This is a genomic window from Pontibacter toksunensis (genome assembly GCF_042686245.1).
Taxonomy (GTDB): domain Bacteria; phylum Bacteroidota; class Bacteroidia; order Cytophagales; family Hymenobacteraceae; genus Pontibacter; species Pontibacter toksunensis.
On sequence record NZ_JBHUOX010000006.1, the window covers coordinates 153,571 to 167,693 of the forward strand.

15 protein-coding genes are annotated in these 14,123 nt (G+C 47.7%); 8 read left to right on the top strand and 7 right to left on the bottom strand.

The features are described from left to right. Nucleotides 1-12: 12 nt before the first annotated feature. A complete protein-coding gene (locus ACFS7Z_RS10100; RefSeq protein ID WP_377484002.1) occupies nt 13-354 on the top strand; it encodes an MGMT family protein in 342 nt (113 codons plus the stop codon). Between the two features lie 81 nt (nt 355-435). Here the strand turns inward: ACFS7Z_RS10100 and ACFS7Z_RS10105 are convergent, their stop codons facing one another. Both ACFS7Z_RS10105 and ACFS7Z_RS10110 read right to left on the bottom strand, forming a co-directional pair. Next, nucleotides 436-1,023, bottom strand: coding sequence for a DUF1579 family protein (locus tag ACFS7Z_RS10105; RefSeq protein WP_377484004.1), 588 nt, complete (start codon nt 1,021-1,023; stop codon nt 436-438). A gap of 465 nt (nt 1,024-1,488) precedes the next feature. Further along, on the bottom strand, nt 1,489-2,073 hold the full coding sequence (locus ACFS7Z_RS10110) for a DUF1579 family protein (protein ID WP_377484006.1): 585 nt from the start codon (nt 2,071-2,073) through the stop codon (nt 1,489-1,491). Nucleotides 2,074-2,759: 686 nt separating this feature from the next. Here ACFS7Z_RS10110 and ACFS7Z_RS10115 point away from each other — a divergent pair. The 3 genes from ACFS7Z_RS10115 to ACFS7Z_RS10125 all read left to right on the top strand — a co-directional run bounded on the left by ACFS7Z_RS10115 (nt 2,760) and on the right by ACFS7Z_RS10125 (nt 6,222). After that, nucleotides 2,760-3,863, top strand: a complete 1,104-nt coding sequence (locus ACFS7Z_RS10115) for a sensor histidine kinase (protein ID WP_377484008.1) — start codon at nt 2,760-2,762, stop codon at nt 3,861-3,863. Between the two features lie 146 nt (nt 3,864-4,009). Then, nucleotides 4,010-4,771 carry a LytR/AlgR family response regulator transcription factor gene (locus ACFS7Z_RS10120; RefSeq protein ID WP_377484010.1) on the top strand — a complete coding sequence of 254 codons (762 nt, stop codon included), beginning with the start codon at nt 4,010-4,012 and terminating at the stop codon, nt 4,769-4,771. Between the two features lie 410 nt (nt 4,772-5,181). After that, complete coding sequence (locus ACFS7Z_RS10125) at nt 5,182-6,222, top strand: hypothetical protein (RefSeq protein ID WP_377484012.1); 1,041 nt, start codon at nt 5,182-5,184, stop codon at nt 6,220-6,222. A 6-nt stretch (nt 6,223-6,228) separates the two neighbouring features. On the opposite strand, the gene ACFS7Z_RS10130 is transcribed toward ACFS7Z_RS10125, so the two are convergent. Further along, complete coding sequence (locus ACFS7Z_RS10130) at nt 6,229-6,606, bottom strand: cupin domain-containing protein (RefSeq protein WP_377484014.1); 378 nt, start codon at nt 6,604-6,606, stop codon at nt 6,229-6,231. A 124-nt stretch (nt 6,607-6,730) separates the two neighbouring features. Between ACFS7Z_RS10130 and ACFS7Z_RS10135 the strand changes: the two genes are divergently transcribed. Together ACFS7Z_RS10135 and ACFS7Z_RS10140 are read left to right on the top strand one after the other, a co-directional pair. Continuing rightward, entirely contained in the window at nt 6,731-7,084 is a 354-nt protein-coding gene (locus tag ACFS7Z_RS10135; protein ID WP_377484016.1) for a hypothetical protein, read from the top strand. Nucleotides 7,085-7,276: 192 nt separating this feature from the next. Then, a complete protein-coding gene (locus tag ACFS7Z_RS10140; protein ID WP_377484019.1) occupies nt 7,277-7,813 on the top strand; it encodes a ferritin in 537 nt (178 codons plus the stop codon). Nucleotides 7,814-7,870: 57 nt separating this feature from the next. Here ACFS7Z_RS10140 and ACFS7Z_RS10145 read toward each other — a convergent pair whose 3' ends face one another. From ACFS7Z_RS10145 to ACFS7Z_RS10155, 3 genes are all read right to left on the bottom strand, one after another. Beyond that, nucleotides 7,871-8,158: a (2Fe-2S) ferredoxin domain-containing protein gene (locus tag ACFS7Z_RS10145; RefSeq protein WP_377484021.1), complete on the bottom strand. Its 288-nt coding sequence runs from the start codon at nt 8,156-8,158 to the stop codon at nt 7,871-7,873. 205 nt (nt 8,159-8,363) lie between these two features. Beyond that, the gene (locus tag ACFS7Z_RS10150; protein ID WP_377484024.1) at nt 8,364-9,158 is read right to left on the bottom strand and encodes a hypothetical protein; all 795 of its coding nucleotides are present in this window, start codon (nt 9,156-9,158) and stop codon (nt 8,364-8,366) included. A gap of 185 nt (nt 9,159-9,343) precedes the next feature. Further along, nucleotides 9,344-10,207 (bottom strand): zinc-dependent peptidase, encoded by an 864-nt coding sequence (locus ACFS7Z_RS10155; RefSeq protein ID WP_377484026.1) that lies wholly within the window; start codon nt 10,205-10,207, stop codon nt 9,344-9,346. 100 nt (nt 10,208-10,307) lie between these two features. On the opposite strand from ACFS7Z_RS10155, the gene ACFS7Z_RS10160 reads away from it, so the two are divergent. After that, nucleotides 10,308-10,994, top strand: a complete 687-nt coding sequence (locus ACFS7Z_RS10160) for a TIGR04283 family arsenosugar biosynthesis glycosyltransferase (RefSeq protein WP_377484028.1) — start codon at nt 10,308-10,310, stop codon at nt 10,992-10,994. Nucleotides 10,995-11,084: 90 nt separating this feature from the next. After that, the gene (locus tag ACFS7Z_RS10165; RefSeq protein WP_377484030.1) at nt 11,085-13,169 is read left to right on the top strand and encodes a M13 family metallopeptidase; all 2,085 of its coding nucleotides are present in this window, start codon (nt 11,085-11,087) and stop codon (nt 13,167-13,169) included. Nucleotides 13,170-13,252: 83 nt separating this feature from the next. On the opposite strand, the gene ACFS7Z_RS10170 is transcribed toward ACFS7Z_RS10165, so the two are convergent. Further along, on the bottom strand, nt 13,253-13,993 hold the full coding sequence (locus ACFS7Z_RS10170; protein WP_377484034.1) for a peptidylprolyl isomerase: 741 nt from the start codon (nt 13,991-13,993) through the stop codon (nt 13,253-13,255). Between the last annotated feature and the right edge of the window lie 130 nt (nt 13,994-14,123).

The window sequence follows — 14,123 nt, forward strand, 5'->3', positions numbered from 1 at the left end:
AGATTTTTTTTAATGACGGAGAAGCCGGAGAAAAAGAACTTTTTTCAGGATGTGTACCAGGTGGTGGAGCAGATACCCGCCGGGCGCGTTACATCCTATGGTGCCATCGCAAGTTATTTAGGTTCGAAGGGATCGGCGCGCATGGTGGGCTGGGCGCTTATTGCCTCGCATCCTGCCATACAAATTCCTGCTCACCGGGTAGTAAACCGGGTGGGCATGCTGACGGGAAGCCAGCATTTTGATTACCCTGACGCCATGCAGGAGCGCCTCGAACTGGAGGGGGTTAAGGTAGAAAACAACCAGGTGGTGGAGTTTCAGAAGCTGTTCTGGGACCCGGCAAAAGAGTTACTCTAAATACTATACAGCACAAAAAACAGGAGCATCACGGGTGACTAATGTAAACCACCCGTGATGCTCCTGTTTTTCTTGTGAAAGCTATCGCAAATCCGCTACCTCCGGGTAAGAGTAATGGTCCTGAGAAAGGACGATGCAGTTTCCATTCTTATCGATGGTGCGGTTCACTCTCAGGAAAGTGCCATCATCCTTGAATAGGTAGAGGCAATGCATATTCGGGTCGTTCTTCTTGCTCCATTGTTTGTCACCTTTTACGTGAGTGAACAACAGCGTATTATAAAGGGGGTACCATTTGCCTGCCATCAGCACGATGCTCTTGCCTTTTTTGTCAAGCTGTACCAACTCAAACTGGCTGTTTTCTTCTGAATACCGAATAAAGCCGTCACCTTGCAGTATGCTTCCATTGGGTTGTTCAAGTTCAAACTGCTCATGTACATAGTCTCCCTGGAAAGCCTTCCCGAAACTGGCGGTACCTTTTGTCTCTACCAACTTGCTTTTCTCGAAATCATACTCTGTTACAAAGTGGCTCACCTGCCATTTCCCAACAATGCGCTGCAGTATCTCGTCTGCCTCTTTGCTGGTGAGCGTTTTACTTTTCTGTGCCTGAGTTTCGGGCGCGGCTCCCATCAGCAGCACTACTGCCAATAAGAATGTCATTACTTTTTTCATGGTTTTATTTTGTTAGATTGAAAATGGGTCGATGCTCTGCTTGTGAGAAATGCAACAGAACTATACAAGTATAATCAATATTTAAAAGCCCATTTTGGCTTTTGGACCAATCCGGTTAAGTAGTAGCTATAGAGAAAAATTATGTATACTAATGTGGCTCAACACAAACATTTTGTCGACGAACGTCCTGTGTTTTTGCCTGTACAGAGAGCGGAGTGGCAGCAAAAGCAGAAGCTGCTGAGAGAAAGGCTCTACTACATGCGGAGTAGAGCAGGGAAAATTTTAAAGCAACTGCCTGGAGCAGAGGATAGGGTTTGGAAGTGATTTTTTAGGTCGAATATCAGGAGTGTTTCTGAGATTCATCGATAGAGATCCATGGCTGCAAACGGCTTAAATGTGCAGGTGCATCACGGGTAGCGGATGTGAGCGCCACCTGTGATGCACCTGTTGTGAAATAAGTACGCTCTATAAACTTGCTACACTAGAGTTGGAGTAATGGTCCTGGGAGAGGATGGTGAAGTTGCCCTGCTGGTCTAATGTGCGGGTAACTCTTATGAAAGAGCCATCATCTTTGAACAAGTACACGCACTGCATGTTCGGGTCGACTTTGCTGCTCCACTGGCCTTCCCCTGTCAATGGTCTGAATGTTAGTGCATTGTACTTTGGAGACCATTTGCCCACCATCACGACAATGCTTTTGCCATTTTTGTCGACCTGTACATGTTCATAGCGTTTCATGGTTTCGGAGTATCTGATAAAGCTTTCGCCTTCTACACTACTGCCATCCGTGTTTTTGATTTTTGAGAGCTCATGCACATAGTCACCTTCTAAGCCCTTGGTGAATTTAGTATTTCCTTTTGCTAACTTAAGCTCCTTGCTATTGTGTTGCTTCTCATAACGGCTGACCTGCCAGTTACCCACAATTCTTTGCAGCAATTGGTTGGCTTCTGCTTGTTTGGCAGTAAGTGGGGTGTTGTTCTGGGCCTGAGTAACAGGCGCTGCTCCTACCAGCAGCGCTGCTGCAAACAGGAAAGAGATGATTTTTTTCATAATTTTATTTTTGTGAGGTTGCTATTTGTTCATTGCTCTGCTTGCAAATGGTGCAACAGAACATGACAAGTATAAAGAGATTTTTAAAGCACGTTTTGGCTTTTAGACCAACGCAGCATAGACGTAGCCATAGCGATAGTTTGTTTGTACCAAGATGGATGAGCAGCAAGAATTTGTCGACGAATGACTGACACAGGAATGGAATAAACCGCTGGGAAGGGGATTTACAAAGGAGGTAAAGTGAGGCTATTGAGGCAGGTAAGTCCTGTTTTGAAGGCTGTAATATGAAGTCAGCAACAGGCGATATTAAATATAATGCAGGAATAAACTGAGCGAGGGTGTATTTCGCTTCACCCTCGCTCATGATCATAGTTTAGAGAATTATTTAATGCTTGTAGATTGAAAAGTGATGGGTAAAAGTATAAGAATTTAAAAGAATCAACAGCGCACTACTCGTTGCGACTGTAGAGCGACATAAAAACTGGAACAGCGTTGAAAACTTTTCTGTACCAAAAGAAAAAACGCAATATGAGAAACGAGTATAGTGATACCGGCACATCTGTAATCATTTTGTGCCCGAAGCTGTTGAGGGGGAAACGTGAACAGTTGAGGAGGCAGGCGCAGGCTATCGTCTAAAAGAACGGGTAGCATGTGTAAAGCGTCTTCATAAATCGTAGTTTTGTAACATGGAAGTTAAATTGAGTCCGGCGGGCACTTTGAATGCAGGCACTGCGCTGAGCCTGCCAGAGGTGCGGAATATCACGCAGAACCGGTTGCTGCTGCACCTGGTTTTCTGGACGATGTACCTCGTTTTCTTCGGTTTGCTGTACGGCAGCTACATCGATGATTACTACAACGCCTTTATGGTGGAGCTGGTGGAACTGCCTTTTAAGATGGGGCTGGTATACTTTAATATGTATTACCTGATGCCGCGCTACCTGCTGCAAAAGCGTTACCTCGAGTTTTTCGTGTACTTGCTTCTGCTGATGGGTATGATTGGTGCCCTGATGCAGTTTGTGCTGATACCTTTCCTGATTCACCCCCTTTTTTGCCCTACCACTTTCGCAGAAGATAACCTGACATTTTACCGCTTTACCAGGAACATCGTCAACATCAACTATGTGGTGGCCATTACGGCGGTTATTGCATTGCTTAAGAACTGGTACAGCCACCAGCAGGCGGCCCAGAACCTGGCAAAAGATAAGCTGGAGGCGGAGCTGAAATTCCTGAAGGTGCAGATTCACCCGCACTTCCTTTTCAATACCCTCAACAGCCTGTATTCCCTCACGCTCAAAAAGTCTGATAATGCGCCGGAGGTGGTGCTGAAGCTGTCGGGTCTGATGGACTACATGCTGTACGATGCAAATGCGGCTATGGTACCGCTTCAAAAAGAGCTGGACTATATTCAGAACTATGTTGCCCTGGAGCGCATCCGGTATGGAGAGCGGGTGGATGTGAGCTTTACCCAGTCCGGAAGCGTGGCAGGCAAGCAGATTGCACCCATGATTCTGCTGCCTTTTGTAGAGAATGCCTTCAAACATGGTGTGAGCACAGAAACAAAGAATGCCTGGGTGCGCATAGATGTGAAAGTGTCGGATGAACAACTGGTATTGCTGGTGGAGAACTGCAAATGTGGCGACCGCGCCAGCAGGAGCACCCGCGATATGGCCTCCGGCATCGGCCTGAAAAACCTGCAGCGCCGCCTCGAGCTATTGTATGAAGGGCAGCATAATCTGGAAATTGAGGATGAGCCGGACAGCTATGCAGCCAAGCTGGAAATAAGATTTTGACTTGGACGCTAGACGTTAGGGTCTAAACGTTAGACTTTAGTAATAAACCTGACCTGATAAATGACCTCTGCGTTTGCATGTGCTTTTAGTACAGTATCTAACGTCTAAAATCCAGCGCCTTTATACCATCGTCTAAATAAAGAAGTATGAAACTACGATGCATGATTGTCGATGATGAGCCGCTGGCACTGGATGTGCTGGAAACGTTCATCGAGCGCCTGGATAGTCTGGAACTGGTCTGCCGCTGCCATAATGCAGTGGAGGCTTACGACTGCCTCCAGGAGGAGCACATCGACCTGATGTTCCTGGACATTCAGATGCCCAAGCTCACCGGCATCGATTTTCTTAAGTCATTGGCGCATCCACCAAAAGTTATCTTCACCACCGCCTACCGCGACTATGCTGTGGAGGGCTTCGAACTTAATGTGGTAGATTACCTGCTCAAGCCTATTGCATTTGAACGCTTTCTGAAAGCGGTATCCAAGGTGTCTGCAGCCGAACAGCCTATACCTGTTAATCCGGTTCCTTCACCTGAATCTGTACCAGCACCCGTTGCTGTCCCTTCTTCAAATGATTATAAAGAAGCCTTTATCTACCTGAAAGCCGATAAGAAAATGGTGAAGGTAATGCTGTCTGACATTCTGTACATCGAAAGCTTAAAAGACTATATCCGGGTCAAAACAGAGACGAAAGAGATTATCTCGTACCAGAAAATCAGTTTTCTGGAGGAGAAACTGCCAACAGACAAGTTCTTGCGCATTCACCGTTCCTTTATTGTGGCGCTGGATAAAATACAGGCTTTCTCCGCCAGCGCCGTTGATGTTGGTAAATCTGAAATTCCTATCGGCCGTTTCTACAAAAACGAAGTCCTGCAGATTCTGAACCAGAACAACCTGTTGGAAGCCTAGGGCTTCAATTACGAATTATAAATTACAATTTATGAATGAGGAGTAGGAGAGAGGGTGCGCTTGTGCAACGCCACTATTCTTTATTTCTAATTTCATTCTTTTAGTCCCAGCGGGACGACCTGTTGATAGCCTGAAATCCTTTAAGCATCCTTAGCTCCAGAGGAGCGGCCTGTAAGATATCCTGAACAGGGCGCTCCTCTGGAGCTAGTAACGTAACGTTTTTGTTACTATCAACAGGTCGTCCCGCTGGGACTTTGCCTAACTTCCGTTATGAATTTGGGTTAAAAAATCAGAAATTGAGGAGAGGCGCCTGTGATAGCTTTTTTGTATTGCTTATGCTGCTGATTGAATATGAAGCTGGCTCAGGCATTCACTCGTAATTCGGAATCCTTAATTTGTAATTAAAAAAGGTGTACATCTCTAAGAAGAAGCTTTTCTACCCCATTTCTAAGCGCTTGCGGAAGTACCTGCACCACTACGATCGCGAGACAAAGCTGCCTTTGCGCTACGAGGATCTGCTTCATTATTCTGATGCTTACCCGTACTTCGATAAAAAGGGCAAGGATACGCTTTGGGAATCAGTGGTATATGACCAGCATATACAGCAGGACCTGAAGAATGGCCTCGCCATGATTTATGCATTGCTGAAGACAGACGGGGATATGTCGGTGATGGAGCATGTGTACGTGTCGCGTGTAGATTACTGCACCTTTGGTAACTCCAACCCTTTTCGGGTGCAGGTAATGAACCACCTGAACGACAACTACGACTACTTTTATGTGAAGCGCGCCGATGCCTCGCGGGTGTATGGCCTGGAACTGGAGCACATCCTCTCCCCAAGCCGCATCAACTACCTGGCTGACGGCGACACGCTGATAGAGGAGCACATTGCCGGAATACCTGGCGATGTTTTCATCAAAGAGTACCTGGACCGGCCCGCCTCCAATAAAGTGCGGATTGCAAAGGAGTTTGTGAAGTTTAACGAGCGTTGCTTTATGCGGCTGCTCGGCGACATGCGCTCCTACAACTATGTGATTGACGTTACCCCTGACTTTGAGGATGAGCAGTACCGGGTACGGCCTATCGACTTTGACCAGCAATCCTACGAAGGCCGAAAAAGGATGTACCTGCCACAGTTTTTCAAGGGCAACAACCTGATGGTGGCGCTGGTGCAGAAGCTGTTAAAGCCGGAAGCCATTAAACAGTACCAGAATGAGGAGCGCACGCTTATGTTCCGTCGCCTGCGTGCTGCCCGCTACCGCCTCAAAGACCTCATCGACTGCATGCGAAAGGATACAGTGTCTACCCCCGAGAAAATCGCAGAACTGCGGACCGAACTGGCCGAGCACCATCATTCCGAGGAGTTTCTGAAGTGCCGGAACATGGGCGATCTGGTGCGCCTCCACCTTAAAACCGTTATCGCCAAGGCTCCCGGGGCAGCCAAGGTCTAAACTTCCCTATAGCCGCTCCAGGTTCTTTCTGGTGCGTTCGCTGTTTTCGAGGTTGCCGGTGTTTACGGTAGAGGCGGGTTCAAACATCAGCACCTCCGCCTCCTCGTTTGCTACCGGGCGATGCTCTACGCCACGCGGCACAATCAGGAATTCTCCTGGCTGCAGCGTCACCACCTTGTCGCGGAGGTGCATCTCGAACTGTCCTTTTACAACCAGGAAAAACTCGTCTTCATGCTCGTGGTGGTGCCATTCAAAAGGGCCCTGGAATTTAGCGAGTTTTACCTGCTGTCCATTTAACTCACCAGCGATGCGCGGGTTCCAGTAGTCGTTTATTTGATCGAATTTCTCGGCTAGGTTTACTTTTTCTAGTGCTGGCTTCTCCATGTTTAGATGATAGATGTTATTAAATTAAAGTAAAATGTGTTATGTTTTTATTTGGACTTATTCTAAATAGGGCTTAGCTTTGTATTGTTCGTAAGAAGCTATAACAGCGAAGTTAGAATAGAAGATGCAAACAGCCACTCCATTAGTTGAAATATTTACTTCCCATGCAGGATCTGTTTACCAGTGCGACCGCCGCAACCGTGTACTGGTACATTTTGCCGGGCAATTAACCGCGCTGAAGATTGAGGCTTTCCTGCGGTTGAAGCAAGCGGTGGATAGTATAGATTTAGAAGAAATGGCAGCCAGCACAGCGCGATCTTCTGATTTTGAAGTTGTTTCAGTGAGTGGTTGCGAACGCTGTTATGTACTGACCTTGCCGGAGCTTTGTGTTTTCAAAGAACTCCTGGGGCAGGCAAAATTTGTCATGTCGCTGAACAGTATGCTGCACGAGTGCCTGAACTCAGAACTGGCCTGGTAGAGCGCTTTAAATCAAGCATATTCATTATCGAGCACAGCCCCTATGCTGTGCTTTTTTAATTTAGACTGGTTCCATATTTGTACATGCTATATACAATCTGTATACAAAACTCGTAGATTAGAATGTATAAAAGAGAGGCAAAAAGAATGGCTTCTCTGTTTTTGACGAACCAACTAAGACCTTATACCTACAATGAAGGATTTATTAAGATTAAGAACATCCCTCACCGAGGAGATGGAACAAATACTAAATGACCAGATAAAGATGGAGGCAGAAGCCTCGGCCATGTACCTGGCTATGTCGGGCTGGTGCGACCGGAATGGCTTTGACTATAGCGCAGGCTATTTTAAGAAGCAGTCGGATGAAGAGCGGGAGCACATGCTGCGCCTGTTCAAGTACGTGTCTGACATGGGCGGCCGTGCCGTATCTCCGAGTGTATCTAACGTGCCACTTGAGTTTGAGTCTTTTAGAGGCATTTTTGAGCTGGCACTGCAGCAGGAGATTGCCGTAACGCAGTCCTTTAACCGCATTGCAGACAAATGCCAGAAAACGAAAGATTACGTTACGTTCTCTTTTTTACAGTGGTTCCTGCAGGAGCAGATTGAGGAGGAGTATGTAGCCCGCCGTGCCCTGGAGCTATTCGAGCTGATAGGAGAGGATGGCACAGGCCGCTACGAAATTGACAAGCGTGTGCCGAAGATTACGCACGAAAATACTTACGAAGACTAAGTATAGCGCACCGTGAACACAAAAAATCCTTAGGAGCATATCCTAAGGATTTTTTGTTTACTGCCTTTCGTTAGTGGTGTTTAAGATATGCTCCTGGAAAGCTTGCTGTGCTTTTATTTCATTCATCTGGGGCATCCAGTGGTTGTCAGGCTGCATACACACGACGGGGGCAAAGTCGCAGCGATCGGTACATTCGGTTTTCACTATCTCCACCTGTCCCTTTAGCCCCATGTCTTTTATCATTCCTCTGAAAAACTTGCCTAAATCCTTGCCGCCTTTCTTCTTGCACTTGCTGCCTGTGCACACGTAAATTACTTTATCGGGCGTATTAAAATGTTTACTCATGTAGGGGTTTACGGTTTAATTAGTAGCAAAAGCCTAAATCCGGAGAAATAGTTTAAACAGATAATCCCAAAGATATGACTCATAGCCTTGTTAAAACAAAAAAGCAAAAGTCCGCCAGCTTCGCTAACCTTGCCTTTTATTTTATATGTGTGGTTCTGATACAACTCATGACGAGGTGTGCTGAGGTAGCAGGGTAGTTACAGCGTTAGTTGCTTTGCCTGCTGGTTTCCGATTTTACGTCTATCAGGGTAATGCTGCCATGTTGTGCAAAGTCAGGTTCTTTATTTTTGTAAATTACTACTCCGTCCTGGCTCTGTATGCCTCCTGTACCCGGTATTCCTGCTGCGCCATTTGCGCCTGCTGTATGCAGAATGGTAATGCTGTTGTGCGCATTTGAATTGTTAAAAACCGGAATGAAATCGTCGGCGTTGTACACCAGCATCAGATTGCCGCCATTGCCACCTCTGCCGCCGCCAGTTGCGTTTCCTCCGGGTGTGCCGTGCTCACCAGGTCTGGTAACTGTTTTCGTTACAGTGTTACCGGCGGCATCAGTAGTCGTTATGGCTGTCGTAAAATCATTAGACCCCATCCGCCCGTTCTTTCCGTTCACACCTCTTCCTCCGTCTCCTCCTCGTGTGTCAATAGTCAAATCATCAAGTTCTTTGAAGTTCAGTGTCAGCGTAAGGCTTCCTCCACCCGTACCATCAGTTCCAAAGTTATTCCTGAAGCCGTCTTTCCCGTTCTTTCCTCTCGATGTGATGAGGCACCTCTTGCCAATGTATACTGCCTTCGCTTCGAGCACCCCGTACTGCGACGGGTCGAACGCGATGGTGGATTTGTCATGCATGATGAGCGTGTCTACAAAAAGCTGGTTTCTGTTTTCTACCACATATGTTTCGCCTCTTGCTATTTCAAGTTTTGGAATAGTTTTCTGTGCCAGTAGAGACACAGAAAGCAGGCAGGAAAGAGCAAAAACAAGAGAGGTTAATACTTCTTTCATAATTTAAATAAATTTTAATGGAGTTGTGCTTAAATGAAAAATAGAAGTTTTAGTTATCTCTATATTCCAAATCATTTAGGATGAGCAGGAACAGAAAGTGTTTAGGAAAACAGGAGAAACCTGTGGGGGTTATACATCCACTATGCAGAAAAGAAACTATAGAATCTGACCACTGCCTTCTGCCCTTACATCTGGTATACCTCCCTCGCCGGGTCCTGCTGTAAGAGCGCAGTAAGCGCCTGGTACAGTTTCGGGTGATGGTTGCTGAACTCGTGCGGGCGCTCGAAAAAGGACTCTACACTTACCGCAAAGAACTCATGCTCATCGTGGCAGGCCTGCAGGCGGAGAAAGCCGTCGGCGCTTTTCTGCCTCAGTTGCATTTCCTGGGTTGCCAGCCTGTTCCATTGCAGGAGGTGTTGCTGGTCCAGAAAATTATGTTCATTGTTTTGGATGATGTTTTCAAGGTGGAGTGCATGCGCCATTTCGTGCAGGCCCAGGTTAAAGCCGTCGGTGTGCTGGCGATATCCTGCCTCAAAGTCTTTCCAGGACAGCACAATGTAGCCGTGCGTGTTAACCTCGCCGCAGTGGTAGCGCTTGGAGATGGTGGAGTAGTAGCGGTCCGGATACAGGAGTACCTTGCTGAAATGGGAAAGGTAGACAGGCTCAAGCCCAAACGTGAGTTGTACGGCAGCGGCAGCAACGTGCACCTGCATGGCTAAGGTCACTTCAAAGTTATTCCCGCGCGCGATAAATGTTTTCCGGAGCAGGAAGTTCGCCACCCGCTTCTCAAATTTGCGCTGCAGGTGCGGCGGCAGGGATGCATAATAAGTTGGTGGCTGCCGCCGCAACGCCTTCACGAAGGGGCGCAGGCGCAATTGCCTCATGCCGTACTGAGCCAGTTGCATGAGGCAGTACACCAACAGCACCATCAGAATAGCTTCCACAGGTGTTAGCTCAGCCAGTTCCATGGAATTCGTGCGGGCGCCAAAGAGCACACACAGCGGAGGATGCGGCAGGCCAGAAGCAGAAGAAATAAAGTGTACGTTCAAGCAGGTGCAGTTAATACTACCTCAATATATATCTTTTTAAATTATAGACGTATTCTTAGCCATCCTTTATGATTTAGTGAATAAAACAGGAACAGTAACCTTGAAGCTGAGCATCATCATACCCACCTTAAATGAGGCCGACGCCATAGGTCCCTTGCTGCAGTATCTGCAGCGGAATACAAGCACGGGTACAGAAATTCTGGTAGCTGATGGAGGAAGCGGGGATGAAACCTGCGCCATTGTGCATCAGATGGGAGCCCGGGTACTGCGTTGCAGGCAGAAGGGGAGAGGCCCACAGATGAATGAAGGGGCCGCTGCCAGCTCAGGCAACATCCTGTATTTTCTGCATGCCGATACTTTTCCTCCAGCAGCTTTTGAGGCACAGATAAGGCAGGCTGTGCAGCAGGGCATAGGCAGTGGCTGCTTCAGGCTCCATTTTGATTTTAAGCACTGGTTTCTGCGGTTAAATGCCTGGTTCACCAGGTTTGATGTGGATGCCATCCGTTTCGGGGATCAGAGTCTTTTTGTGCAGCGGGATGTTTTCTTTAAAGCAGAGGGTTTCAACAAAAAGCTGCTGTTATTAGAGGATCAGGAGATTATCAGAAGGCTGAGGAGTATAGCTCCCTTTGTGGTACTGCCCCAGCAGGTGGTTACCTCAGCCAGAAAATACAGAGAAGTAGGCATGTACCGGCTGCAGGCTGGCTACTTTCTTGTGTATGGCCTGTACCGTATGGGAGTATCGCAGGAAAAACTGGTGCGGGTTTACAAATGGCTGCTGCGGCAGTAACTTTTTCGTAAAGTAACCATAAACATAAGATGTATTACTCATTTTGAACCTAAGGTTAACTCAAAAAAGATAAGAACAAATAATATCAGTATGTTGAAACAAAAGTATACAGTGCCTTTTTCAGTAGTGCTTGCAGGTCTGCTGCTGGGAGGTTGTAGTTCGTCTACCTCAACCGAAAATGTTGTAACGGCAACAACGGAAACTACCGAAATGAACATGGGCCGGGGCCTGGATCTGGCCAATATGGACACAACTTCGGACCCTTGTGTTGACTTTTATCAGTATGCTAACGGAGAATGGGTAAAAAACAACCCTGTTCCGGCATCTGAAAGCCGTTGGGGATCTTTCAATGAGCTAGCTGAACGCAACAATGCCGTACTGCGTGAGCTCTTAACCGAAGCAGCCTCTAATACTACTGCTCCTAAAGGATCAGCCAGCCAACTCATCGGGGATTTCTATGCGGCTGGTATGGACTCCGTAGCGGCAAACAAGGCAGGCATTACGCCAATCAGGCCCGAGTTAGATAAGGTTGCGGCTGCTAAGTCTACATCTGACTTGCTAAGCACTGTTGCTGAACTAAAAACCAAAGGTATAAGCGGGTTCTTTAGCATGTATGTGTCACAGGATGACAAGATAAGCACACAGTACGCGCTGCAGGCAGGACAGGGCGGCCTCGGCTTGCCTGACAGGGATTATTACCTGAAGGATGACGAGCGCTCTGAAACTATCCGAACAGAGTACCTGAAACACCTGCAGAACATGTTTCAGCTGATGGGAAATGATGCGGCTACTGCTCAAAAAAAGGCGCAGACAGTGATGCTCATCGAAACAAAGCTGGCACAGGCATCGCGCGCCAGGGTTGATCTGCGCGACCCGTACGCCAACTATAACAAGATGACGGTGCAGGAGTTTGCAAAGCAAAATCCTAACCTGAGAGTAAGCCAGCTGCTGACAGGCATGGGCGCAGAGGCGGCAAAAGAAATTATTATCGGGCAGCCAGATTTCTTCATGGAATTAAACAGCATGCTGAAGAGCGTACCACTGGAAGACTGGAAGACCTATACACAATGGCACGTGGCCCGTACTGCAGCGCCTTACCTGAGCCATGACTTTGTGCAGGAGAACTTTAACTTCTATGGCAGGGTACTGAGCGGTGCAAAAGAAATGCAGTCCCGCTGGAAGCGCGTTTTACGGGCCACAGACAGTGCTTTAGGAGAGGCTTTAGGACAGCTGTATGTGCAGGAAACGTTTTCGCCGGAGGCCAAGCAAAAAGCTATTCAGATGGTGGACAACCTGCAGGAGGCTTTTAGAGAGCATGTGCGCGACCTGGACTGGATGAGCGAAGAGACGAAAGCACGCGCCCTGCAGAAATTAGGTGCCTTTGCCGTAAAAATAGGCTACCCGGACGTGTGGGAAGATTACCAGGGCCTGAACGTTAGCCGTGACTCTTATGCTGCCAACGTGATGCGCGCCAGCCAGTTTGCCTTCCGCGATAACATTGGTAAAATAGGGCAGCCAATAGACCGGAAAGAGTGGTTTATGTCGCCGCCCACAGTCAATGCTTACTACAACCCAAGCATGAACGAGATTGTGTTCCCGGCTGGTATCCTGCAGCCCCCGTTCTTCGACCCACAGGCCGACGATGCAGTGAACTATGGTGGCATGGGAGCTGTTATCGGGCATGAGCTAACGCACGGCTTCGACGACCAGGGTGCCAAGTATGATTTTGAAGGAAATCTGAAAGACTGGTGGTCTGAAGCAGACCTTGAGCAGTTTAACGCCCGCGCAAATGCCGTTGCCGATCAATACGATCAATATACCGTGTTGGACAACCTGCACGTAAACGGCAGGCTAACCTTAGGGGAAAATATCGCCGATATCGGGGGATTGAACATTGCCTACACTGCCTTGCAGAAAGCGCTGGAGAAGAGCAACCCGGGAAAAATAGCCGGTCTGACGCCGGAGCAGCGTTTCTTCCTGGCCTGGGCTCAAATCTGGCGCGTGAACATGCGGGATGAGGCACAGAACCAGCAAATCCTGACAGACCCGCACTCACCGGGCCGCTTCCGCACAAACGGGCCCGTAGCGAACATGCCCGAATTCTACAAAGCCTTCGGCTGCGATGAAGAAGACCCTATGGTGCGTAGTGAAGAAAGCCGCATCAAAATCTGGTAAGTCTAGAGCATATACTATCATCAGGAAGAGCAAAGGCGCTGCAGTATTTTCTGCAGCGCCTTTGCTATTTGTATAGAAACGTACTATTCGTTTACTACCTTCACGGTGTGTTTCACCACGCGCCTTGGCCAGTCAGAGGCATCCACGGGCTCCTGCTCAATTTTTTCGACGACATCCATTCCTTCCACCACCTCGCCAAAAACCGTATACTCTGTGTCAAGGCCTGGTTCTCCTCCAACCTCTAAATAGGTTTTGATCTGTTCCGGCGTATACTGTATATCATGCTGTGCCTCAAATGCTCTTAGCTCATCCTCCGACACAGGTTGTCCGGTCACGATATAAAAGTTATGAGAGGAGGACTCTTTATCAGGATTACGCTCATCGCCATAGCGCGCCATGGCCAGTGCACCCCGCTTGTGGATGTGCCTGGGGTTAAACTCTTGAGGAATTTTGTAAGGCCCTTGCTTCATTTGCCGCTCATCAGAGTCACCTCCCTGTATGGCAAAGTCTTTCACTACCCTGTAAAACTCTCCTTCGTTGTAGAAACCTGCTTTTGTTAGGCGAACAAAATTAGCGCGGTGTAGCGGGGTATCCTTATACAGCCGCACCTTAATGTCTCCGTGGCGCGTGCTGATAACAGCAAGACTATCCGTATGCTTCTTTTCGTAGGCGGTGAGTACCTCCACTACATTATCAGTGGTAAGTGGAACCAGTTGCTGGTCCGTTTCATCTGGTGTCTCAGTCGTTGCCACAGTTGTGCCATCAGAAGCCTGGTTGCAGGAAACTGTCGCCTGTAAAAAGCCTGCTAGCAGGAATAATCTCATGTTAGGAATTGAGAATATGCTGTGTTTCATGTCTTTCGCTTTTGCATTGTCTTTCAATATACAAAATCCTAAATAGATAAGAAAAGCATTGTTTTTATTTATTATATATTTAATTATAAATAGTATATTT